This window comes from Bordetella petrii, from assembly GCF_017356245.1.
Lineage (GTDB): Bacteria > Pseudomonadota > Gammaproteobacteria > Burkholderiales > Burkholderiaceae_B > Bordetella_A > Bordetella_A petrii_D.
Map to the genome: position 1 here is coordinate 1,772,278 of NZ_JAFMZZ010000001.1, position 23,108 is coordinate 1,795,385.

The 23,108-nt window shown below is 67.9% G+C and carries 21 protein-coding genes; 11 read left to right on the forward strand and 10 right to left on the reverse strand.

Translation table 11 applies throughout. From position 1 onward, the window contains the following. Window positions 1–6 precede the first annotated feature (6 nt). From J2P76_RS08675 to J2P76_RS08695, 5 genes are all read right to left on the reverse strand, one after another. The gene (locus J2P76_RS08675; RefSeq protein WP_207406344.1) at window positions 7–675 is read right to left on the reverse strand and encodes a PliI family lysozyme inhibitor of I-type lysozyme; all 669 of its coding nucleotides are present in this window, start codon (window positions 673–675) and stop codon (window positions 7–9) included. A gap of 140 nt (window positions 676–815) precedes the next feature. After that, the gene (locus J2P76_RS08680) at window positions 816–1,526 is read right to left on the reverse strand and encodes a Bax inhibitor-1/YccA family protein (protein ID WP_207406351.1); all 711 of its coding nucleotides are present in this window, start codon (window positions 1,524–1,526) and stop codon (window positions 816–818) included. A gap of 114 nt (window positions 1,527–1,640) precedes the next feature. Then, window positions 1,641–2,012: a hypothetical protein gene (locus J2P76_RS08685; RefSeq protein ID WP_207406353.1), complete on the reverse strand. Its 372-nt coding sequence runs from the start codon at window positions 2,010–2,012 to the stop codon at window positions 1,641–1,643. A gap of 17 nt (window positions 2,013–2,029) precedes the next feature. Then, window positions 2,030–2,476 carry a DNA polymerase III subunit chi gene (locus J2P76_RS08690; protein WP_207406355.1) on the reverse strand — a complete coding sequence of 149 codons (447 nt, stop codon included), beginning with the start codon at window positions 2,474–2,476 and terminating at the stop codon, window positions 2,030–2,032. Window positions 2,477–2,492: 16 nt separating this feature from the next. Continuing rightward, window positions 2,493–3,989: a leucyl aminopeptidase gene (locus J2P76_RS08695; protein WP_207406357.1), complete on the reverse strand. Its 1,497-nt coding sequence runs from the start codon at window positions 3,987–3,989 to the stop codon at window positions 2,493–2,495. Between the two features lie 54 nt (window positions 3,990–4,043). Between J2P76_RS08695 and lptF the strand changes: the two genes are divergently transcribed. Next, window positions 4,044–5,144, forward strand: coding sequence for an LPS export ABC transporter permease LptF (lptF, locus tag J2P76_RS08700; protein ID WP_207406365.1), 1,101 nt, complete (start codon window positions 4,044–4,046; stop codon window positions 5,142–5,144). 13 nt (window positions 5,145–5,157) lie between these two features. On the opposite strand, the gene J2P76_RS08705 is transcribed toward lptF, so the two are convergent. Then, complete coding sequence (locus J2P76_RS08705; protein WP_207406366.1) at window positions 5,158–6,078, reverse strand: LysR family transcriptional regulator; 921 nt, start codon at window positions 6,076–6,078, stop codon at window positions 5,158–5,160. A gap of 144 nt (window positions 6,079–6,222) precedes the next feature. On the opposite strand from J2P76_RS08705, the gene J2P76_RS08710 reads away from it, so the two are divergent. The 4 genes from J2P76_RS08710 to J2P76_RS08725 all read left to right on the forward strand — a co-directional run bounded on the left by J2P76_RS08710 (window position 6,223) and on the right by J2P76_RS08725 (window position 10,588). Next, window positions 6,223–7,440 carry an ABC transporter substrate-binding protein gene (locus tag J2P76_RS08710; protein ID WP_207406367.1) on the forward strand — a complete coding sequence of 406 codons (1,218 nt, stop codon included), beginning with the start codon at window positions 6,223–6,225 and terminating at the stop codon, window positions 7,438–7,440. Between the two features lie 75 nt (window positions 7,441–7,515). Next, window positions 7,516–9,009 carry a CoA-acylating methylmalonate-semialdehyde dehydrogenase gene (locus J2P76_RS08715; RefSeq protein ID WP_207406368.1) on the forward strand — a complete coding sequence of 498 codons (1,494 nt, stop codon included), beginning with the start codon at window positions 7,516–7,518 and terminating at the stop codon, window positions 9,007–9,009. Between the two features lie 137 nt (window positions 9,010–9,146). Further along, window positions 9,147–10,091: a CysB family HTH-type transcriptional regulator gene (locus J2P76_RS08720; RefSeq protein WP_207406369.1), complete on the forward strand. Its 945-nt coding sequence runs from the start codon at window positions 9,147–9,149 to the stop codon at window positions 10,089–10,091. 185 nt (window positions 10,092–10,276) lie between these two features. After that, entirely contained in the window at window positions 10,277–10,588 is a 312-nt protein-coding gene (locus tag J2P76_RS08725) for a DUF2325 domain-containing protein (RefSeq protein WP_207406370.1), read from the forward strand. A gap of 36 nt (window positions 10,589–10,624) precedes the next feature. Here J2P76_RS08725 and J2P76_RS08730 read toward each other — a convergent pair whose 3' ends face one another. After that, window positions 10,625–11,266, reverse strand: coding sequence for a C40 family peptidase (locus tag J2P76_RS08730; RefSeq protein WP_207406371.1), 642 nt, complete (start codon window positions 11,264–11,266; stop codon window positions 10,625–10,627). Between J2P76_RS08730 and J2P76_RS08735 the strand changes: the two genes are divergently transcribed. The 6 genes from J2P76_RS08735 (at window position 11,237) to ltaE (ending at window position 19,337) form a co-directional block, all read left to right on the forward strand. Further along, window positions 11,237–13,384, forward strand: a complete 2,148-nt coding sequence (locus J2P76_RS08735) for a propionate--CoA ligase (protein ID WP_278253099.1) — start codon at window positions 11,237–11,239, stop codon at window positions 13,382–13,384. The genes J2P76_RS08730 and J2P76_RS08735 overlap by 30 nt on opposite strands. Next, window positions 13,381–13,788, forward strand: coding sequence for a GlcG/HbpS family heme-binding protein (locus J2P76_RS08740; RefSeq protein ID WP_207406379.1), 408 nt, complete (start codon window positions 13,381–13,383; stop codon window positions 13,786–13,788). Before J2P76_RS08735 ends, J2P76_RS08740 begins: the two co-directional genes overlap by 4 nt. Beyond that, window positions 13,785–15,131 carry an MFS transporter gene (locus J2P76_RS08745; RefSeq protein WP_207406381.1) on the forward strand — a complete coding sequence of 449 codons (1,347 nt, stop codon included), beginning with the start codon at window positions 13,785–13,787 and terminating at the stop codon, window positions 15,129–15,131. Before J2P76_RS08740 ends, J2P76_RS08745 begins: the two co-directional genes overlap by 4 nt. A 168-nt stretch (window positions 15,132–15,299) precedes the next feature. After that, complete coding sequence (gene acs / locus J2P76_RS08750) at window positions 15,300–17,279, forward strand: acetate--CoA ligase (protein ID WP_207406382.1); 1,980 nt, start codon at window positions 15,300–15,302, stop codon at window positions 17,277–17,279. A 108-nt stretch (window positions 17,280–17,387) separates the two neighbouring features. Further along, window positions 17,388–18,269, forward strand: coding sequence for an EamA family transporter (locus J2P76_RS08755; protein ID WP_207406384.1), 882 nt, complete (start codon window positions 17,388–17,390; stop codon window positions 18,267–18,269). Window positions 18,270–18,326: 57 nt separating this feature from the next. After that, entirely contained in the window at window positions 18,327–19,337 is a 1,011-nt protein-coding gene (gene ltaE / locus J2P76_RS08760) for a low-specificity L-threonine aldolase (protein ID WP_207406386.1), read from the forward strand. 40 nt (window positions 19,338–19,377) lie between these two features. Here ltaE and J2P76_RS08765 read toward each other — a convergent pair whose 3' ends face one another. The 3 genes from J2P76_RS08765 to J2P76_RS08775 all read right to left on the reverse strand — a co-directional run bounded on the left by J2P76_RS08765 (window position 19,378) and on the right by J2P76_RS08775 (window position 23,089). Continuing rightward, on the reverse strand, window positions 19,378–20,469 hold the full coding sequence (locus tag J2P76_RS08765; RefSeq protein WP_207406395.1) for a cytochrome: 1,092 nt from the start codon (window positions 20,467–20,469) through the stop codon (window positions 19,378–19,380). A 105-nt stretch (window positions 20,470–20,574) separates the two neighbouring features. After that, a complete protein-coding gene (locus J2P76_RS08770; protein ID WP_207403706.1) occupies window positions 20,575–21,558 on the reverse strand; it encodes an IS110 family transposase in 984 nt (327 codons plus the stop codon). 334 nt (window positions 21,559–21,892) lie between these two features. Next, window positions 21,893–23,089 carry a 3-hydroxybenzoate 6-monooxygenase gene (locus J2P76_RS08775; RefSeq protein WP_207406397.1) on the reverse strand — a complete coding sequence of 399 codons (1,197 nt, stop codon included), beginning with the start codon at window positions 23,087–23,089 and terminating at the stop codon, window positions 21,893–21,895. Between the last annotated feature and the right edge of the window lie 19 nt (window positions 23,090–23,108).

Consider the following 23,108-nt stretch of genomic DNA (forward strand, 5'->3'; position numbering starts at 1 on the left):
GCCGGCTCAGGGCGTTTTCGACAGGGCCGGCACCCATTGCAGTTGCCAGCCGTCCCGGATCTTGTAGACATCCAGCGTTACATAATTGCCCGAGCCCGCGGTAACCAGCGTGACCGCCAGTTCGGGCTGCCCGTCGCCATCCATGTCTTTGAGTTCCGCTTGGCGCAGCTCGCCGTCGCGCGGGCGGATCAGGCCGTCGGCATAGTCGCCGGCCGACAGATCGCGGTACAGGCGCACGCTGTAAGTGCCGATGGAAGCAGGTTCTCCGGGCTCTTGCGCCACCACCAGCGCCGCCGGCGCCGCCGCCAGGGGCACGACGATGGGCGCCGGGGCGGCGGCATCGGCCGGGCTGGGCGAGCCGGCCCACTCGACCACGCTGGCGCGGCTGCTGCGGCGATCGACCAGGCACAGCATGGTTACCGCCGCGCCCTGCATGTGCGCCTGGGTGGCGCGGCCGCGGATCAGCAGGGCGGTCTGGCCGGACGGGTCGTCGAACTGCATGGGGGTGCCGACCTGCTCGGTCTGCGCCAGCCCGGACGCCTGGGCGCACAGGCGCAGCGCCTTGTCTTCTTGCTGCTGCCAGGCGGCGGGCGAGCTGGCTTGCGCGGCGGGCAGGGCGAGCAGGGCGGTGACGGAGAAACAGATCAGGGCAGGGCGGCAGGGAGAAAGCGGCATGCGGGCCTCTGGTCGGGGGAAAGGGATATCCTGTCGTGTAGCACGCGCCATGCCATGGTGTCCACGCCGCCCGGCACCGATAGACGCCAGGCGAAAAAAGGCCCGCACATGGCGGGCCCCAGGATGCCGACGGATACGGGTTATTCGCGATTGCCGCCGAAGATGCCCAGCAGCATCAGCAGGTTCGAGAAGACGTTGTACACATCCAGGTAGATGGCCAGGGTGGCGGACACGTAGTTGGTTTCACCGCCGTTGACCACGCGCTGCAGGTCGACCAGCATGAAGGCCGAGAAAATGACCACCGCCAGCACCGAGATGGTGAGCATCAGGGCGGGCATCTGCAGGAAGATGTTGGCCAGCGCCGCCAGCAGGATGACCACCGCGCCGGTGAACAGCCATTTCTGCATGCTGGACAGGTCGCGCTTGATGGTGGTGGCCAGCGTGGCCATGGTGCCGAACACCACGGCGGTGCCGCCGAAGGCCGTCATGACCAGCTGCGCGCCGTTGCCCATGCCGAGCACGAAGCCCAGCAGGCGCGACAGCATGATGCCCATGAAGAAGGTGAATGCCAGCAGCAGCGTCACGCCCAGCGAGCTGTTCTTGTTTTTCTCGATGGCGAACATCAGGCCGAAGGCGCCCACCAGGAAGACGATGGCCGACAGCCCGGGGCTGGCCATCATGATCTGGTTCACGCCGGTGTACAGGCCCACCGCGGCACCCAGCACGGTGGGGATGAGCGACAGCGCCAGCAGCCAGTACGTATTGCGCAGCACCTTGTTGCGGACGACTTCGCCCGGCGCGCCGGCATAGCTGCCGGAGCGGTTGAAGGGGGAAGGACGGTATTCGTTCATGGACGGCTCCTGATTGCGGCAAAAGGGGATTGCCCAATGGGGTTAGATGGGTAGGATACCTTACAGTTCCCTGAAAAATCCACTTGGGCGGGCCGGGGCGGGCGGGCGCCGGCTTCAGCCCGGGCGCACGCCGCGCACGGCGCGCTCGATCAGGGCGGGCAGTTCGGCTTCGAGGCGGGCGCGCAGGCCGGCGGCGGCGTCGTCCAGGGCGCGCTGCAAGGCCTGTTCCAGCTCGGCCTGCAGGGCGGCCCGCAGAACGGCATCGCCGGCGGCGCCCGCGGCGGTGCTCCAGGCGGCCTGGGGCAAACCCGCGCCGCCGGCGGCATCCGCCCGCGCCTCGGGGCCAGGGCGGTCGGCCACCTGGGTCAGCACGGGCAGGTCGGCGCCGTGCGCGCTGCCGGCCTGCGCGGCGCCGGAATCGGGCGCCAGCGTGGGCTCGGCCCGCTGCGTCAGGGTGGGGATGCCGGGGTCTGAATAATGGGGCATGGGGCTCCTGGGGCGGCTTACGCCGTGCGGCCCGCCAGATCGTGGCTGTGAGGGGCGTGGCCGGCGGACTGGTAGCTGCGCCAGCGCTGGCGCGCCGCCTGGCGGTCGGCGGGGTCGTCGGAGACGATTTCCAGCACACGCGCAAATCCATCGTAGCCCGGCGGGCAATCGTCGTCGAGGTTGAGCAGCCAGAGCTCGCCGGCTTCGCCGCCCGCCGCGGCGGGCTGGGGAGGCGCGGCGGTAAGAATGACCGGCGTGTCGGCGGCCAGGGGGTCGGACGCCAGCACGTGCGGCACGAACGAGGTGTCGTCGAACGCCCACAGCATGCGGTCGAAGGCCGCCAGGCGCGCGCCGTCGGCGCAGTACACGACCAGCCGCTGGCCCGCCTGGTAACGCTTGCGGGCGGCCTGGCAGGCGGCCCGCAGGCGGTCGGCGGCGCCGAAGGCGAAGTCGATGCGCGTCATCGGCAAAGCCGGGCCGTCAGGCCTGGTCGAGCAGGAACTGCATCAGCAGGGGCACCGGGCGGCCGGTGGCGCCCTTGTCTTTGCCGCTGCGCCAGGCGGTGCCCGCGATGTCCAGGTGGGCCCAGCGATAGGCCTTGGCAAAGCGCGACAGGAAGCAGGCCGCCGTGACCGAGCCGGCCGGCGGGCCGCCGATGTTGGCCACGTCGGCGAAATTGGACTTGAGCTGATCCTGGTAGGCGTCGTCCATGGGCATGCGCCAGGCGGTGTCGAGCGCCTGCCTGCCGGCCGCCAGCAGCGCATCGGCCAGCGCGTCGTCTTGCGAGAACAGGCCGGTGTTGATATGCCCCAGCGCCACCACGCAGGCGCCGGTCAGCGTGGCGATGTCGACCACGGCCGAGGGCTTGAAGCGTTCGGCGTAGGTAAGGGCGTCGCACAGCACCAGGCGGCCTTCGGCGTCGGTGTTCAGGATTTCGATGGTCTGGCCCGACATGCTGGTGACGATGTCGCCGGGCTTGTTGGCCTTGCCGCTGGGCAGGTTCTCGCAGGCGGCGATCAGGCCCACCACGTCGACGGGCAGTTCGAGTTCGGCCAGCGCGCGGAACGTGCCTAGCACGCTGGCCGCGCCGCACATGTCGTACTTCATTTCGTCCATGGTGGCGGCGGGCTTGAGCGAAATGCCGCCGGCATCGAAGGTGATGCCCTTGCCCACCAGCACCACCGGCCCGGCCTTGGCTTTCTTGGCGGGCTTGCCGGCGTGGCGCAGCACGATGAAGCGCAGCGGTTCGTCGGATCCGCGCGCCACCGACAGGAACGAGCCCATGCCCAGCGCCTCGACCTGCTTGCGATCGAGCACTTCGACCTTCAGCGACTTGAATTCGCGCGCCAGCTTCTTGGCGGTGTCGCCGAGATAGGTGGGGGTGCAGACGTTGCCGGGCAGGTTGCCCAGGGTGCGGGTGAGTTCCATGCCGTTGGCGATGGCGCCGCCTTCGCGCAGGCCTTGCTGGGCCTGCGCGGTTTCGCCGCGCTCGACCACTTGCACGATTTTCTTGAGCTTGGGGCGGGCGTCGCGGTCGGGTTTGCCGAACGTGGCATCGTAATGATAGGTGGCGGCGCCGGCGGCGATGGCTGCCGAGCGGGCCCGGGCCCGGATGCCGGTGTCGGCGATGGGGTTGCCGGCCAGCGTGGAGACGGCTTCGGCCACGCGGGCGGCCACGCACGCCGAGGCAAAGCCCTGTTCGGCGGTGGCATGGGCGCGCGCGTTGTATTCGCTTTGCTTGCCCAGGCCCACCAGCACCACGCGCTGCGCCGACACGCCGGGCAGCGCGCGCAGCACCAGCGTGGCGCCGGCGCGACCGCGGAACTCGGCCTTGACGACATGGCGCACGGCATTGTTGCTGGCGCGATCGATGACATCGGCGGCGGGGCTGAGTTCGCCGTCGGCGTATACGCCCACGGCCAGCGCGGCGGTCTTGATCTGGTGCAGGGAAGCGGTGCTCTGTGTGCTAAATTCCATGGAGGATTCCCGTGTGCGTGGTGCAGTGCGGTTGATTATCCCGCATATTCTCACATGTCTCTATTCAAACGGTCTGTCGTCGCCGAGATCACCAGTCACGCGGGCGTGGTCTTTTCCACGCTGGTAGTGGTGTGGCTCAGCGTGCTGCTGGTGCGCCTGCTGGGCGAAGCCGCCGGCGGCACCATCGGCGCCGACGTGGTGCTGGGCCTGGCGGCCTTTTCCACGATCACTGCGCTGCCTACGGTACTGGCCGTGTCGTTGTTCATCGCGGTGCTTACTACTGTTACGCGCAATTACCGCGAATCGGAAATGGTGGTGTGGTTCGCCAGCGGCCTGTCGCTGGCGGACTGGCTGCGTCCGGTGCTGCGCGTGGCGGTGCCGGTGGCGGGGCTGGTGGCGGTGCTGACCCTGGTGGCCTCGCCCTGGGCCTATCGCCAGATCGCCGAATACCGCGAACGCTTCGAGCAGCGCTCCGATCTGTCCAAGGTCACCGCGGGCCAGTTCGCCGAGTCGGGCGAAGGCGAGCGCGTATTCTTCGCCGAAGAGCCCACCCAGGCCACCGACGAACTGGGCAATGTGTTCGCGCGTGAAACCGGCCCCGAATGGCACAGCGTCATGACGGCCAGCAGCGCGCGCGTCGAAACCGAACCCAACGGCGACCGCTTCCTGGTGCTGGGGCGCGGCCATCGCTATGACCTGAAGCCGGGCACGCCCGAGATCCGCCTGGTGGATTTCGCCAAGTACGGCGTGCGCCTGGAAAGCAAATCGGGCGACCCCATGGCCGAGGCGCGCGCCGCGGCCGAGCGGTCCAGCAAGGCCCGCCCCACGATGCAGCTGATTGCCGACGACACCGACAGTTCATGGTCGCAGATCATGTGGCGGATATCGATGCCGCTGGCGGCCCTGAACCTGGCGCTGCTGGCCATTCCGCTGGGCGCCGTGAACCCGCGCCTGGGCCGTTCGGGCGACCTGCTGATCGCCGGGCTGGTGGGCCTGCTGTACATGAACGTCATCAACCTGTCGCGCGCCTGGATCAGCAGCGGCAAGCTGCCGTTCGGCGTCGGCGTGTGGGTGGTGCACGCGCTGGTGCTGGCGCTGGCGGCCTACCTGCTGATGCGCCGCCTGCGCGTAAAGGCGCCGCGCCAGCCATCGTGATGCCCACGGGGTTTTACGGCAGATAGCGCATGCCGCCCTGGCGGCCCGCCAGCAGCGGGGCGTTGCGCACCACCGAGCGACGCATGAAATCCCACAGCACCGACATGCGCTTGAGCTTGTGCAGGTCTTCGTGGCAGTACATCCAGAAGCTGCGCGTGATGGCGATGTCGTCTTCCAGCACCGGCACCAGGCGCGCGTCCTGCGCGGCGATGAAGCAGGGCAGGATCGCCAGCGAGCGGCCCTGCAGCGCGGCATGGTACTGCGCCACCACGCTGGTGCTGCGCAGCACCACCCGGCTGTCGGGCAGCAGATCTTCCAGGTAGCGCAGCCGCTCGCTGAACAGCAGTTCGTCGACATAGCCGATGAAAGTGTGGCCGGCCAGGTCGGCGCGCGCCGCAATGGGGGCGTGGCGCGCCAGGTAGCCGGGGGTGCCGTACAGGCGCAGGGTGTAGTCGCACAGCTTGGTGCATACATACGGACCGCGCTGCGGGCGCTCGATGGTGATGGCCAGGTCGGCCTCGCGCTTGGACAGGCTGACAAAGCGCGGCACCGGCAGGATGTCCAGCGTGATGTGCGGATAGCGGCGCTGGAAGTCGGCCGCCAGCGGCGTCAGCACATAGCTGCCGAAGCCTTCGGTGGCCCCGATGCGCAGGTGGCCCGACAGGGCCTGACCGATGCCCGACAGGCTCTCGCGCGCGGTCTGCACCGCGCTTTCCATCTGTTCGGCATAGACGAACAGGCGCTGCCCGTCGTCGGTCAGCACGAATCCGGTGCTGCGCGATTTTTCGAACAATAGCGAATCGAGCTCGGCTTCCAGCGCGCGGACGCGGCGCGCCACCGTAGTGTGTTCCACCCCCAGTTTGCGGGCCGCCGCGCTGACGCGCTGGGTGCGGGCCACTTCCAGAAAATAGCGCAGGCTGTCCCAGTCCAGCATGACGGTTTCCTTGTTTATTTGTGCACAATGAATGTGCAATTTGTGCTGTTGCTTGATGATTTTTACACATCTACACTAGATCAGCCGGCCAGCCCCCGCGGGCGGCCCGGCTACAACCACACGAATAATCACCGGAGACACAACATGACACTGCACGCTCGCGGGCTGGCCGCCGGTTTCTGCCTGGGCGCCATGCTGGCAGGCCCCGCCATGGCGGCCGACAAGCCGCCGGTCAAGATCGGCATCCTGACCGACATGTCGGGCACTTACGCGGCCATGGGCGGCGCCGGTTCGGTGGCGGCGGCGCAACTGGCTATCGATGACTGCCTGGCCGCGGAATGCAAGGGCATGAAGATCGAGCTGGTGTCGGCCGACAACCAGAACAAGGCCGACGTGGGGGCGGCGCGGGCGCGCGAATGGTTCGACCGCGACGGCGTGACCGCCATTGCCGACCTCACCAATTCCGCGGTGGCGCTGGCAGTGCAGGGCATTGCCCGCGAGAAGAACAAAGTGGTGATGTTCTCCGGCCCGGCCACCACCGCGCTGACCAATAAAGAATGCTCGCCGCTGGGCTTTCACTGGATGTTCGACACGTACTCGCAGTCGGCGGGCGGCGCCAAGGCCACGGTGCGCGCCGGCGGCAAGTCCTGGTATTTCATTACGGTGGATTACGCCTTCGGGCATTCGCTGGAAGCCGACACGGCCAAGGCGGTCAAGGGCCTGGGCGGCTCGGTGGTGGGTTCGGTGCGCCATCCGTTGAACGCGCCCGACTTCGCCTCGTACCTGCTGCAGGCGCAAAGCTCCAAGGCGCAGGTGGTGGCGCTGGCCAACGGCGGGCAGGACACGGTCAACGCCGTCAAGCAGGCGCGCGAATTCGGCATTGTCGAAGGCGGCCAGCGCCTGGTGTCGCTGCTGATCTTCCTGTCCGACCTGCGCGCCCTGGGCCTGGAGAACGCACAGGGGCTGTCTTATGTAGACGGCTTCTACTGGGACTACGACGACGGCACGCGCGCCTGGTCGAGCCGTTTCGAGAAGGCGTTCCGCGGGCTCAAGCCCACCATGACGCAGGCCGGCGTGTATTCCAGCGTGCTGCACTACCTGCGCGCGGTGGCCGCCAGCGGCACCACCGACGGCCGCAAGGTGGCCGACAAGATGCGCGAGCTGCCGATCAAGGACCCGATCATGCACAACGCCAGCATCCGGCCCGACGGCCGCGTCATCCACGACATGTATCTGTACGAGGTCAAGAAGCCGGGCGAATCCAAGGGCGGCTGGGATTATTCCAAGCTGGTCGCCACCATCCCGGCCGACGAGGCCTTCCAGCCGCTGGCGGACTCGACCTGCCCGCTGCTGAAGCAGTAAAACGGTTGCCAGGGGCGGGCCGCGCAGGCCTGTCCCGGGGGCCGGCAGTATCCCGCAATCTATGAGGAGCAACCCATGAGTGAAGTCCCCAGCGTACCGCTACTGATCGGCGGCAAGCTCGTGCAATCCAAGACGACTGAATGGCGCGACGTGATCGATCCGGCCACGCAGCAGGTGGTCGCCCGCGTTCCCTTCGCCACGCGCGAGGAGCTGGACCTGGCGGTGTCCAATGCCAAAGAAGCCTTCCAGTCGTGGCGCAATGCCGGGCAGGGCGCCCGCATGCGCGTCATGCTGAAGCTGCAGCAGCTGCTGCGCGAAAACACCGGCAAGCTGGCCGAGATGATCACCCGCGAGCACGGCAAGACCCTGCCGGATGCCGAGGGCGAAGTCGGCCGCGGCCTGGAAGTGGTCGAGCACGCGTGCGCGATCGCCAACCTGCAGCTGGGCGAGTATGCCGAAAATGCCGCCGGCGGCATCGATGTCTACACCCTGATCCAGCCCCTGGGCGTGTGCGCCGGCATCACGGCGTTCAACTTCCCGGTCATGCTGCCGTGCTTCATGTTTCCCATTGCCGTGGCGTGCGGCAATACCTTTGTGCTCAAGCCGTCCGAGCAGGACCCGACGTCTTCGCTGTTCCTGGCCCAGCTGGCGCTCGAGGCCGGCCTGCCGCCGGGCGTGCTGAACGTGGTGCACGGCGGCCCCGAGATCGCCAACGGGCTGTGCGAACACCCCGACATCAAGGCCGTGTCGTTCATCGGGTCTACCCGCGTGGGCTCCGAGATCTACCAGCGCGCCTCCAATGCCGGCAAACGTTGCCAGGCCATGATGGGCGCCAAGAACCACTGCGTGATCCTGCCCGACGCCGACCCCGAAGTGGCGCTGAACCAGCTGCTGGGCGCGGCCTTCGGCGCGGCCGGCCAGCGCTGCATGGCCGCCTCGGTGGCGGTGCTGGTGGGCGAGGCGCGCAATTGGCTGCCCGACTTCGTCGAACGCGCCAAGGGCCTGAAGGTCAATTCCGGCACCGACCGCAAGGCCGACCTGGGGCCGCTGGTGTCGCCCAATGCCAAGAAACGCGTCGAAAGCCTGATCCAGAAGGGCGTGGACGAAGGCGCCAAGCTGCTGCTCGACGGGCGCAACCTGAAAGTGCCGGGCTTCGAGCAAGGCAACTTCGTAGGCCCCACGGTGTTCGACGGCGTGACGGAAGACATGACCATCTACACCGAAGAAATTTTCGGCCCCGTGCTCAGCGTAGTGGGCGTCGACACCCTGGAAGAGGCGGTGGCGTTCATCAACCGCAACCCCAACGGCAACGGCGTGGCGCTGTTCACCCAGGACGGGGGCGCGGCCCGCTACTTCCAGAACAACATCGATGTGGGGCAGGTGGGCATCAATATTCCCATTCCCGTGCCGGTGGCCTGGTTCAGCTTCACCGGCTCGCGCGGGTCGAAGCTGGGCGACCTGGGGCCGAACGGCAAGCAGGCCGTGCAGTTCTGGACGCAGACCAAGACCGTGACCGCGCGCTGGTCGGCCCATGGGCGTACGGTGAACACCACGATCTCGATGCGCTGAGGTCTGTCACGCATCTGTCGCAGCAGGCCGCCAGCGGCGGCCTGCATCCCGCCTTGTGTCCCTCTAAACTTATATCTATAAATAATATAGAACAGGTTCTTTATTACTTATAATTGGCCGGTCTATCAGGGGCCACCATGAACCTGCAGCAATTCCGTTTTGTGCGCGAGACCATCCGGCGCGACTTCAACCTGACCGAAGCCGCCCGCATGCTGTATACCTCGCAGCCCGGCGTGTCGAAGGCCATTATCGAGTTCGAGGACGAACTAGGCATCAAGATTTTCGAACGCCATGGCAAGCGCATCAAGGGGCTGACCAAGCCCGGCCTGGCCGTGTCGCAGGTCATCGACCGCATCATGCGCGAAGTCGACAATCTGAAAAAAGTCAGCGATGAGTTCGCCCGCCGCGATGAAGGGGGCCTGGTCATTGCCTGCACCCATACACAGGCGCGCTATCTGCTGCCGCGCGTCATCCCCGGGTTCCGCAAGCAGTTTCCCAAGGTGCACCTGTCGCTGGCCGAAGGCAGCCCGGGCCAGTTGGCCGAGATGGTGCTGCACGAACAGGCCGACCTGGCCCTGGCGACCGAGTCGCTGGCCCTGACCCCCGGGCTGGCCACCCTGCCGGTGTATGCCTGGGAGCACACCGTGGTGGTGCGGCCCGACCATCCGCTGGCCGAACTCACCAGCAGCGCGGCCAAGAACCTGACGCTGGCGCAACTGGCCGAGTACCCCATCGTGACCTACGACCGCGCTTTTACCGGCCGCAGCACCATCGACGAGGTGTTCGCCAGCCAGGGCATCCATCCGGACATCGTGCTCGAAGCCATCGACGCCGACGTCATCAAGACCTACGTGGACGTCGGCCTGGGCATCGGCATCATCGCCGGCGTGGCCTACGATCCGCGCCGCGACGGCAACCTGGTGGGCCTGCCGGTGGGCCACCTGTTCGGCACGCATACCACGCGCGTCGGGGTGAAGGCCGGCGTGTTCCTGCGCGACTACGTCTACACCTTCCTGGAAATGATGGCGCCTGCGCTCACCCGCCAGGTGGTTACCGAGGCGGTGCAGGGCCATGGCGCCTGAACCGCCTGCCTGCCCCATCCCGCCCGGCCCCAGGCCGGGCTTTGTTTTGGGGGCCCGGTGAACGATGCTATGCCAGGGCAGGGGCCGATTAAAATAATTAAATAAGAACCGATCTCATTTGTGTTGACTAAAAAATAGGAATCATTATCATTAACTCCAGTTCTCAACGATCTGGAGTACATATCATGGCAGCAGCGCTTAGCGCAGTGGTGGTGGGCGCCGACAGGCTGGGGAATATTCCGGACCTGTTGAAGGGCCACAATATTTCGATCACGCACCATATCAGCGGGCGTGATCCTTCGCACCAGAAGAAGACGCTGCAGCTGCCCTCGGGCACGCAACTGGTCATTCTGCTGACCGACTTCCTGGGGCACAACGTGATGAAGACCTTCCGCCACGCGGCCCAGCGCGGCGGCATCCGGGTGGTGGCGTGTCGGCGGTCGGTATGCAGCATGCAGCAGGCTCTGCAGCAATGCGGCCTGTGCTCGATGCACTGATCAAGGTAAAGGCGGCGGCTCTTTGAGCCGCCGTTTTTATTGGCTGGTGTCGCCGGGGGCCGAGGCCAGCAGGCCGCCTTCCAGGCGGCGAGCGCCGTTGTAGCGCTTGGCCCAATAGGCCAGTGTCATTTTCTCGATGCGCACCACGCCGCCTGAACTGGGCGAATGCACGAAGCGGTTGTCGCCCAGATAGATGCCCACGTGCGAATAGCGCCGGCCCAGGGTGTTGAAGAACACCAGGTCGCCGGGCTGCAATTGCTTCCTGTCGATGGCGGTGCCCATCAGCGCCATGGCCGAGCTGTTGCGGGGCAGTTTCAGGCCCAGCGCGTGCTGGGCCGAATAGACGACCAGGCCGCTGCAGTCGAAGCCGGTGTCGGGCGACGAGCCGCCATAGCGGTAGCGCACGCCCAACTGATCCAGGGCCTCGTCGATGAGCGGGTTGGCGATGGCCTGCTGCCGTTCGCGGCTGAGCTTGCGCGTCACCAGCGAGCCGATCGGGTCGTCGGACCGGGCGGCCCAGGCCGCGTCCTGCGAATCGAGCGCGCCGCTGTCGGCGCCCGGGCGGGGGGCCGCGCAGCCCGCCAGCAGTACGCACAGCGCGACGACAGCCAGGCCGGCGTGCCGGCGGGTGAGGCCGGAGCCCTGCATATGGAGTACGCGCGTAGATTGCCGGTGCATGCCTGCCCGAGCGGAGCGCCATGCCCCGCGGATGCTGGTGGAATTGGCGCGATTCTAGCAAATGCCGATGTTTGCAACGGTTGCCCGGCCCAGGCCGGGCCCGTGCGACCTGGGGAATTCCCCAGGTCGCACGGCAAGCCTGATGCAAGCTTTGCCCGCCACAATAAACCCCGGCAGGGGACAAAGAAGCCCCCAACGGAGAGCAAGCCCGTGCAACCGGAGGCAAGCATGCAAAAAACCCGCGATTTCCATCGCCGTTCCATCGACGACCGCGACGCGTTCTGGCGCGCCGAGGCCCAGCGCATCCATTGGGAAACCCCTTTCGGGCAGGTGCTGGACTATTCCCGGCCCCCATTCGCCCGCTGGTTCGTGGGCGGGCACACCAATCTTTGCTACAACGCGGTCGACCGCTGGCTGCCGCAGCAGGCCGACCAGCCCGCCCTGATCTGGGTGTCCACCGAGGTCGAGCGCGACATCACCTACACGCGCCGCCAGTTGTACGACGAGGTCAATGCGGTGGCCGCCATGCTGCGGGCGCAGGGCGTCGGCCGCGGCGACCGGGTGCTGCTGTACATGCCCATGGTGCCCGAGGCGGTATTCACCATGCTGGCCTGCGCGCGCCTGGGGGCGGTGCATTCGGTGGTGTTCGGCGGTTTTGCGTCGGTGAACCTGGCGCAGCGCATCGACGACGCCGCGCCGAAGGTCATCGTGTCCGCCGACGCCGGCTCGCGCGCCGGCAAGGTGGTGCCGTACAAGCCGCTGCTCGACAAGGCCCTGGGCCTGTGCGCCCGGCCGCCGGGCTCCGTCATTGTGCTCGACCGCGGCCTGGCGCCCTGTGAACGCCAGGCCGGCCGCGATCTCGACTACGCCGGGCTGCGCGAGCAGCACAGCGGCGAGCAGGTGCCCGTGCAGTGGCTGGAATCCTCCGAGCCCAGCTACATCCTGTACACCTCCGGCACCACCGGCAAGCCCAAGGGGGTGCAGCGCGACGTCGGCGGCTACGCGGTGGCGCTGGCCGCGTCCATGGAATACCTGTTCGACGGCAAGCCGGGCGACACCTATTTCTGTACCAGCGACATCGGCTGGGTGGTGGGGCATTCGTACATTGTCTATGGGCCGCTGATCGGCGGGCAGGCCACCATCCTGTACGAAGGCACGCCGGTGCGCCCCGACGGCGCCATCTTGTGGCAATTGGTCGAGCGCTTCGGGGTCAACACGCTATTTTCGGCGCCCACCGCGGTGCGCGTGCTCAAGCGCCAGGCGCCCGAGCTGTTGTCGCGCCACGACCTGTCGTCGCTGCGCGCGGTATACCTGGCCGGCGAGCCGCTCGACGAGCCCACCGCGCAATGGATCTCGCAAGGGCTGGGCAAGCCCATCATCGACAATTATTGGCAAACCGAATCGGGCTGGCCGATCCTGTCGGCCCAGCCGGGGGTCGAGCGCGTGCCCACGCGCTTCGGCAGCCCGTCGTTTCCCGTGTTCGGCTTCGATGCGCGCATCGTCAGCGAAAGCACCGGCGCCGACCTGGGCCCGGGCGAAAAGGGCGTAGTGGCGATTGCGCCGCCGCTGCCGCCGGGCGCCATGTCCACTATCTGGGGCGACGACGAGCGCTTCGTGCAGACCTACTTCACCTCCATTCCCGGGCGCCAGCTGTATTCCACCTTCGACTGGGGGCGCGTCGACGACGACGGCTACTGGTTCATCCTGGGCCGCACCGACGATGTCATCAACGTGGCCGGCCACCGGCTGGGCACGCGCGAAATCGAAGAGTCCATCAACAGCCACCAGAGCATCGCCGAGTGCGCCGTGGTAGGGGTGGCCGATGCGCTGAAGGGGCAGGCGGCGGTGGCGTTCGCGGTGCTGAAAGACCCCGACGCGGCGGCCGGCCCCGATGCCGCGCGGGCGCTGGAAGGCGATATCATGCGCGTGGTGGAAGAACAGCTTGGCGCCGTGGCCCGGCCCGCGCGCATCCATTTCGTGGCCGCGCTGCCCAAGACCCGTTCGGGCAAAGTGCTGCGCCGGGCCATCGTGGCCCTGTGCGAAGGACGCGACCCCGGTGATCTCACCACCATCGAAGACCCCTCATCACTCGAACGAATCAAGGAATCGCTGCCATGAAGACCAAACCCGCGTTGACCTCCGAAGACGTCAAGAAAGTGCTGGCCGCCGCCGAAGCGCACGCCGTGAAGAACGGCTGGGCGGTGGCCATCGCCGTGGTCGACGACGGCGGGCATCTGATGGGCATGCTGCGGCTCGACGGCGTGGCGCCCATTTCCAGCCGCATCGCGCCCGCCAAGGCGCAGACGGCCGCGCTGGGCCGGCGTGAATCGCGCCTGTACGAAGAGTCCATCAACAGCGGCCGCTATTCGTTCCTGTCGGCGCCCCTGCTCGAGGGCATGCTCGAAGGCGGGGTGCCGATCCAGGCCGGCGGCGAGGTGGTGGGCGCGGTGGGCGTGTCGGGCGTGAAATCGTCCGAAGACGCCGAGATCGCGCGCGCCGGCATCGCGGCCCTGGGCCTGTGACGCATCCCCTGCCGCCCGAGCCGGGTTCCGCGCCGGCGGCCCGGCCGGCATCCGGGCCAATGGCCAGCCTGCTCAACCCCGGTGTGGCGCGCCGCGAGGTCTGGGCCTGGGCCATGTACGACTTCGCCAATTCCGGCTACACCACGGTCATTCTTACCACCGTGTTCAGCACGTATTTCGTCGGCGTGGTGGGCCAGCGGGCCGACTGGGCCACGCTGGCCTGGACGGCGGCGCTGTCGCTGTCGTACCTGGCCATCATGCTGACCATGCCCACCCTGGGCGCGCGCGCCGACGCGCGCGCGGCCAAGCGGCGCCTGCTGTACACCAGCACGGCCGGCTGCGTGGCGGCCACGCTGGTGCTGACCCAGGCGGGGCCGGGCGATGTATGGCTGGCGCTGGCGGCGGTGGCCGTGTCCAATTACTGCTATTGCATCGGCGAGTCGGTGGTGGCGGCGTTCCTGCCCGAACTGGCGCGTCCCGACGCGCTGGGCCGCGTGTCCGGCTGGGGCTGGAGCTTCGGCTACTGCGGCGGCATGCTCACGCTGGGCCTGTCGCTGGCGGCGGTCACGGTGGGCGAGGCGCGCGGCCTGTCGGCGCAGCAATATGTGCCGTGGGTCATCGTCATTACCAGCATCATGTTCGCGCTGGCGGCCCTGCCGTCGTTCTTCCTGCTGCGCGAACGGGCCACGCCGCATGCCATCGCCGTGCGCGCGCCCGACATGCTGCGGCGGCTGGCCGCCGCGTGGCACGACACGGGCGCGCACTACCCCGAGTTCCGCCGCCTGCTGATGTGCGGAGCCTGCTACCAGGCCGGCATCGCGGTGGTCGTCACCCTGGCGGCGGTGTATGCCGAACAGGTAATGGGCTTTACCTTGCCGCAGATCATGCTGCTGGTATTCACCGTGAACATCGGCGCGGCAGTGGGGGCTTTCGGCTTCGGCTACCTGCAGGACCGCATCGGCCACAAGCGGGCCCTGGGCATTACGCTGGCCGGCTGGATCATCATGGTGCTGGTGGCCTATGCGGCCGTCACCGCGCCGGTGTTCTGGGCCGCGGCCATCCTGGCGGGCTTGTGCATGGGCACCAGCCAGAGCGCGGGCCGGGCCATGGTCGGGGCCCTGGCGCCGCCGACCCGCCTGGCCGAATTCTTTGCCCTGTGGACCTTCGCCGTGCAGCTGGCCGCGGTGGTGGGGCCGCTGACCTACGGCCTGGTCACCTGGCTGACCGCCGGCAACCACCGGCTGGCCATCCTGGTCACCGGCATATTTTTCGTGGGCGGCCTGGCGCTGCTGGCGCGCGTCGACATCGGCCGCGGCCTGGCCCGGCGCGCCCTGCACGGTTGAAGCGGCCGCATGGCGCCGGCTGGTATTCTTATGGATGCACGCCGGCGTACGCCCCGGGCGGGCCGCTCCAGCCCGCCTGCTGCGTAAGGTGCCCGTAAGAGCGCGGCGATACGGTTGGGCATAGGCAGCCACCGCCATACCCACAAATCACGAACCCGGAGACAAATCATGTCCAATACCATCGAATCCGTCCTGGTCGAAACGCGCGTGTTTCCTCCGCCCGAACGCGCCGCACAAGGTGCGCGCATCGGCAGCATGGACGCCTACCGCGCGCTCTGCCAGGAAGTCGAACAGGATTTCGACGGTTTCTGGACGCGCCAGGCCCGCGAAAACCTCACCTGGTCCAAGCCTTTCACGCAGGTGCTCGACGAATCCGACGCGCCGTTCTACCGCTGGTTCGGCGATGGCGAACTCAACGTGTCGGCCAACTGCCTCGATGTCCACCTGGACAACGGCAATGCCGATAAAACCGCCATCATCTTCGAGTCCGACGACGGCAAGGTCGACAAGGTCACCTACCGCGAATTGCTGGCGCGCGTGTGCCGCTTGGCCAATGGCCTGAAGTCGCTGGGCTACAAGAAGGGCGACCGCGCCATCATCTACATGCCCATGTCCATCCAGGCCGTGGTGGCCATGCAGGCCTGCGCGCGGCTGGGGGTGACGCATTCGGTGGTGTTCGGCGGCTTCTCGGCCAAGAGCCTGCAGGAACGCATCGTCGACGTGGGCGCATCGCTGGTCATCACCGCCGACGAGCAGGTGCGCGGCGGCAAGACCATCCCGCTGAAGCCGGCCGTCGAAGAAGCCATCGGCATGGGCGGCTGCGACGCGGTCACCAAAATCGTCGTCTACAAGCGCACCGGCGGCAATGTGCCCTGGAAAGACGGCCGCGACCTCTGGATGCACGACGTCGAGGCCGGCCAGTCCGACACCTGCGAGCCGGTGCCGGTCAATGCCGAGCATCCGCTGTTCATTTTGTACACGTCGGGGTCCACCGGCAAGCCCAAGGGCGTGCAGCATTCCTCGGGCGGCTATCTGCTGTGGGCCCTGCTCACGGTGAAATGGACCTTCGACGCCCGCCCCGACGACGTCTACTGGTGCACGGCCGACGTGGGCTGGGTCACCGGCCACACCTATATCACCTACGGCCCGCTGGCCGCGGGCCTGACGCAGATCGTCTTCGAGGGCGTGCCCACCTATCCCGACGCCGGCCGCTTCTGGGACATGATCGCGCGCCACAAGGTCACCACGTTCTACACGGCGCCCACCGCCATCCGCTCGCTGATCAAGGCGTCCGAAGGCACGCCCGCCGCGCATCCGCGCAACTACGACCTGAACAGCCTGCGCATCATCGGCACCGTGGGCGAGCCCATCAACCCCGAGGCCTGGATCTGGTACCACAAGAACGTCGGCCAGGAACGCTGCCCCATCGTCGACACCTGGTGGCAGACCGAAACCGGCGGCCACATGATCAATCCGCTGCCCGGCGCCACGCCCACCAAGCCCGGCTCGTGCACCTTGCCGCTGCCCGGCATCGCGGCCGCCGTGGTCGATGAAACCGGCGCCGATGTCGAGCCCGGCAATGGCGGCTTCCTGGCCATCAAGCGGCCCTGGCCCGCCATGATCCGCACCATCTGGGGCGACCCGGAACGCTTCAAGAAAAGCTATTTCCCGCCCGAGCTGCGCGGCTATTACCTGGCCGGCGACGGCGCGCAGCGCGATGCCGACGGCTACTTCTGGATCATGGGCCGCATCGACGATGTGCTGAACGTCTCGGGCCATCGCCTGGGCACCATGGAAGTCGAATCGGCGCTGGTGGCGCACGAACTGGTGGCCGAGGCCGCCGTGGTGGGCCGCCCCGACGACACCACCGGCGAAGCCGTGGTGGCCTTCGTGGTGCTCAAGCGCGCGCGTCCCGAAGGCGACGAGGCGCTGGCCATCGCCAAGCAGCTGCGCGACTGGGTCGGCAAGGAAATCGGCCCCATCGCCAAACCCAAGGACATCCGCTTCGGCGACAACCTGCCCAAGACCCGCTCGGGCAAGATCATGCGGCGCCTGCTGCGCGTGGTGGCCAAGGGCGAGCAGATCACGCAAGACGTTTCCACGCTCGAAAACCCCGCCATCCTCGACCAACTGTCCAAGTCGGTCTGAGGCCGTGGCCGCGGCGCGCCGCGCGGGGCGCGCCCAGGAGTATCATCGGATCCGCCCGTCCCGGTTGACGCCGGGACGGGCGTTTTTTCTTTTTCCACGAGTTTCCCCGTGAGCCGCAGCAACTTCGACCGGACAGGGCTGGCCCTGATGTTCACCACCATCCTGGTGTGGGCGGGCAGCTGGGTGTCGATGAAGCTGATCGTGCCGTACATCGCGCCCTTCCAGTTCGTGGCGGTGCGCTACCTGGCCGGCAGCCTGGTGCTGTTCGCGCTGCTGGTGGCGCTGCGGCGGCCGCTGGCCATGCCGCCCTGGCAACTGACCCTGCTGACGGGCCTGACCCAGACAGCCGCGTTCCAGATCCTGGTGCAGATTGCGCTGGTCACCGGCGGCGTGGGCAAGGTGTCGCTGCTGGCCTACACCATGCCGTTCTGGGTAGTGGTGTTTGCCTGGGCCCTGCTGGGCGAAAAGCCGACGCCGCGGCATGGCGCCGGCTTTGCGCTGGCCGCGGCCGGGCTGGTGTGCTTCCTGGAACCCTGGGGCGGCATGGGCGATGCCGGGGCGGTGCTGCTGGCCCTGGCTGGCGGCCTGTGCTGGGGCCTGGGCACCGTGCTGTCCAAGCGCATGTTCGATCGCCATGCTCCCGACCTGATGACCTTCACCGCCTGGCAGATGCTGCTGGGCGGCGCGCTGACCGTGCCGGCCGCGCTATGGGTGCCGCACGCGCCGGTGCAGTGGGTTTGGCAATTGTGGGCCGGCATGTTTTACATTGTGCTGGTTGCCACCGCGGTGGGCTGGCTGTTGTGGCTGTCGGTGGTGCGGCGCGTGCCCGCGTCGATCGCCGGCCTGTCCAGCCTGGGGGTGCCCATCGTGGCCACGCTGCTGGCCTGGCTGTTGCTGGGCGAGCAGCCCACGCTGGTCGAGATGGCGGGCATGGCGCTGATACTGGGCGGGCTGTGGGTAGTCAGCCGCGCGGCGCGGCGGCCGGCATAGATTTCTTTGCGAAGGCGGGCCGCTGCTCGCCCGGATACTGAAACCTCTGGAGCACTTATGATCGATTTGCGCAGCGATACCGTCACGCGGCCCACCGCCGCCATGTTGCAGGCCATGGCGGCTGCGCCGGTGGGCGACGACGTCATGGGCGACGACCCCACGGTGCAGCGCCTGCAGCAGACCCTGGCCGAGCGCACCGGCAAGGAAGCCGGCCTGTTCTTTCCGTCGGGCACGCAAAGCAACCTGGCCGCCTTGATGGCGCATTGCGGCCGCGGCGACGAATACCTGGTGGGCCAGCTCGCGCACACCTACAAGTACGAAGGCGGCGGCGCCGCAGTGCTGGGCAGCATCCAGCCCCAGCCCATCGAGCATGCCGCCGACGGCACGCTGCCGCTGGACAAGCTGGCCGCGGCGGTCAAGCCGCAAGGCGATCCGCATTTCGCCCGCACCCGTTTGCTGGCGCTGGAAAACACCTTCCAGGGCAAGGTCATTCCGGCCGGCTACATCGACCAGGCCGCGGCCTTCGCGCGCGAGCATGGCCTGGGTCTGCACCTGGACGGTGCCCGCGTGTTCAACGCGGCGGTCGCCTCGGGGCGCCCGGTGCAGGACGTTTGCGCGCCGTTCGACAGCGTGTCGATCTGTTTTTCCAAGGGCCTGGGGGCGCCGGTAGGGTCCGTGCTGGTGGGCAGTCGCGCCCTGATCGATGCGGCGCGCCGCTGGCGCAAGGTGCTGGGCGGCGGCATGCGGCAGTCCGGCGTACTGGCGGCTGCCTGCCTGCATGCGCTGCAGCACCATGTCGAACGGCTGGCGCAAGACCACGCCAACGCGCAATTGCTGGCCGAAGGCCTGGCCGGCGTCGAGGGCGTGCGGGTGCTGGCGCAGAACACCAACATGGTGTTCGCCGAATTCGCCCCCCAGGATTGCGAGCCCCTGTCGCGCGCGCTGCAAGAGCAGGGCATCCTGATGCGCGCCGTCTATGGCGGGCCGACCCGGCTGGTGACACACCTGGACCTGTCGGCCGACGACATCCGCAAGACGGTTGCCGCGATCAAGGCATATTTCGCCTGAGCGCGGGCCGGCCACGCCGGTGTCAGTGCTTTGCCGTGCGCTACGCGAGCGAAAAGCGCGGCACACGCGCATTCGGCAAGGGCAGGTAACCCAGCCCATGCAGCAGTGTGGCGGGGTCCAGGCCCCCATCCAGCAGATGCGCCACCGCCTGGCCGGCCGACTGCAGCGCGGTCGAGCCGCCTGGGCAGGCATGGCGGCCGGCCCCGAAGGTCCAGGGCGCATCGCCAGGCTCGGCCGCGCCGGCCGCGGCCAGCACCAGCAGCACCGTGGCGCCAGCGGGCAGGGTATGGCCGTCCAGCAAGATGGGCGCATCCAGATAGCGCCGGGTATTGTGCACCGGCGGGTCCCGCTGCGCGGTGCGCGCGGCCGCGCACTGGCACAGCGCCGCATCGCGGCGGGCCGCCGCGGCCAGGCCCGGGTCGCGGCCCAGGGCCACCAGGGTATTGCCGATCAGGCCCGCGCCGGCCTCGCACGACTGGAACAGCAGGCCGATCAGATTGGCGGCGATCTCGGCCGGCGCGATGCCGGCCCGTGCCGCGTGGCCGCGCAACAGGGCCAGCGGCGTGCTGTCCGCTTGCGCATCCAGGTGCGCGGTCATGCCGGATTGCAGGCGCGCCGCCGCCGCATGGCCCGCTGCCCGCTGGCCGGCGCTTGCCGCCGGACCCAGTGCGGCGCGAAACTGCCGCACGTCGTGGGCGCAGGCCGGCATGGCATGCGGCGCCAGCCCCAGACGGCCGGCCATCGCGTATACGGGGGCATCGAACAGGAAATCGTCCAGCGCGGGCAACGTGCGCGGCGCCGCGGGCCAGCACGGCGGCGGGGCGGCCAATGCGCGCAGGCAGTCCGCCAGCAAGGGCTTCAGGCTTGCGTGGCCGGCATCGTCGCGCATGCGCGCGTAGCGGCCGAACAGCAGGCCCGCCGGGCCATCGCGCAAGGCGGGCGGCACGGGTTGCGCGGCCGGCCGCACCCGGGCGGCGGGATGGCCCAGCACGGCGCGAATCGATGCCGGCGCGCTGGCCACCCATAGTTCCAGCCTGTCGTCGTAGTACAGCGGCCGCTCGCGCGCGAGCTTCCGGTAGTACGGATAGGGGTCGGGGTGCGAGGGGGCCTGGATGGGGTCGGTGGGATGCATGGCGACACTATGCGGCGGCGGCCGGCTGCGATGTTTCGATGCAGCTCGAAAGATCGGGCTTGATTCGCGACCAGGTGTCTGACTCCGCAGATACCGTCTTGGCGGTCAAGGGCTTAAGGCGTAATCAGAGCGATATGGAGTGCGGCTCTTGAGTACGCCGAAGCATAAGTGAGCGAGCTTTCGCATGGCCGCGCCCAGCGCGGCCATTTTGCTTTTACCCGCGTTGAGCAAGCGAGCGTAAAGCGCCTGTATATGCGGGTTGTGCCGTACCGCGACGACCGCTGCCATGTAGAGCGTGGCCCGTACTCGCGCCGGGCCGGTCTTGGATAGACGAGGCCGGCCATTCAGGCTGCTGCCCGATTGGCGCTGCACCGGTACAACGCCTAGATAAGCGGCCAGCGCCTGCGGTGAGTCGATGCGCCGGTTATGCATGATCGACAGAATGGCATTGCCGGTCTGCGGGCCAACGGCCGGGATACTGCTCAATAGCTCCCGGTCTCCCTTCAGGTCGGGGTGGCGATCGATGTGGTCGTCAATGGCGCGCTCCAGGCGCTTGATCTCTTCACGCAGGAACGCCACGGTCTTGGCGATCGAACCGGCCACCAGCTCCGGAGAGCGGCCAAACTCGCTTTTCTCCTGGCGGTTGAGCTCGCGTTGCAGGTCTTTGGCCAAGGCTTCACGCCGGGCCAGCAGTGCACGCAATTGCCGCGCATGCAGCGGCGCGGGCTGCCAAGCCGGTGGGCGCACTACCTGGCCGTAGCGGGCCAGCATGTAGCTGTCGATCTCATCGGTTTTCGAGCGCACCGCCAAGGCGCGGGCAAAGTCGCGTGCCTGTGCCGGATTGATCATCGAAACCGTGGTTCCTGCGTCGTGCAATGCCGTGCCGGCCTGCTCATGGTAGGGGCCGGTCGGCTCAAGCACGGCGTGCAATTGCTCCGGTGTAGCGCCTTGCTTGGCGCACCAGCCCACCAAGGCCTGGATGCCCGCGGCCGTGTTGGGCACCACTTTGGTCTTGCGCTTGTCGCCTTCGGCGCTCAGCAAGGCACAATTGAGCTTCGCCTTGGAGACGTCAATTCCTAGAAAAAACATAGACTTGGGCTCCTCAAAAAGAATCCCCTCAACCCACTGTGCCCACTTACCTTGTACATGCAGGGTCCTGGCCCTAGGCTACCGTTCAGTGTTCAGCTGGCTTACAGGGGGCGGTTCCGGGGCTTCATCTGCGGAGCAAAGTCCACGCTTTCGGTGCCAGAACAAGCTCACCGGAACCGCTGTGGTGATAGCTAATCACCACAAGTGCCAAGATACAAGGTGCCAGACACCGTACGGTTAAGGCAGTCGCTGCACACTTCGGTGTCTGACACCCTGCGGGAGTCAGACACCTGCCGAGACACCCGGGAGTCAGACTCCTGCCGCGGGGCGGGCCTCACCCCAGGCAGTTTTCCACCTTCCATCCGTACAGCCACTGCAGTCCTTCATAGAACTGCGCCTGCGTCTTTCCCTCCCACAGGCTGTTGCGCACTTGCCGCTCGACGCCCTGGGCGTGGTAGATGCGGCCCATTTCGCGGGTGGACCACACCACCCGCGCGCTGCGCGGGATGCGCACCGATTCGTACAGCCGGAAGGCCGCCTGCAGGTCGCCGTCACAGGCCTTGACGGCCTGCCCCAGCGTGGCCGCGTCTTCCAGCGCCATGCAGGCGCCCTGCGCCATGTATTGCGTCATGGGGTGCGCGGCGTCGCCCAGCAGGGTGGCGCGGCCCTGGCCCCAGTGGTCGACGGGTTCGCGGTCGGCCGTGGCCCAGCGCCGCCATGAGGTCGGACGGTCCAGCATCTGGTGCGGGCGCGGATGGACGCCCTGGAAATAGCTCAGCACTTCTTCCTTGCTGCCGTCGCGCACCCCCCATTCCTCCTGCTCGCGGCTGTGGAAGGTGACCACCAGGTTGTACTGCTGGCCGCCGCGCAGGGGATAGTGCACCAGGTGGCAGCGCGGCCCGGCCCACAGCACCGGCGCATTGATGCGCAGCTCGTCGGGCATGTTGTCGCGCTCGACCACCGCGCGGTAGACCACGTGGCCGGTCACGCGGGCGGCGTCGCCCACCAGGTGTTCGCGTATCACCGACTTGACCCCGTCGCAGCCCAGCACGGCATCGGCGCGGTAGCGCCGGCCCTGCGTGTCCTGCACCTCGACCTGCGCGCCGTCCTGGCGCAGGCCGGTGATCTGGGTCGAGGTGTGGAACTGGATCAGCGGGTCGCGCTGCACGGCTTCCAGGATGGACTGGTGAATGTCGGCCCGGTGGATGACCGCGTACGGGCCGCCGAAGCGCTGCCTGAACGCCTCGCCGGTGTCGATGCGCACCACTTCCTGGGCATCCACGGCATCCATCATGATGATGTGGTCGGTGAACACCGCGCGGCTGCGCGCGGTCTGACCGACGCCCAGGGCGTCCAGCGCCGCGAAGGCATTGGGCCCCAGCTGGATGCCGGCGCCGATTTCGCCGATGTGGCTGGCCTGTTCCAGCAACTGCACCGCGATGCCCTGGCGGGTCAGCGCCAGGGCGGCCGCCAGGCCGCCGATGCCGCCGCCGACCACAATGGCCGATTGCGTGCCCGTCGTGTCGCTCATGTCATGCTCCTGCTGTCTT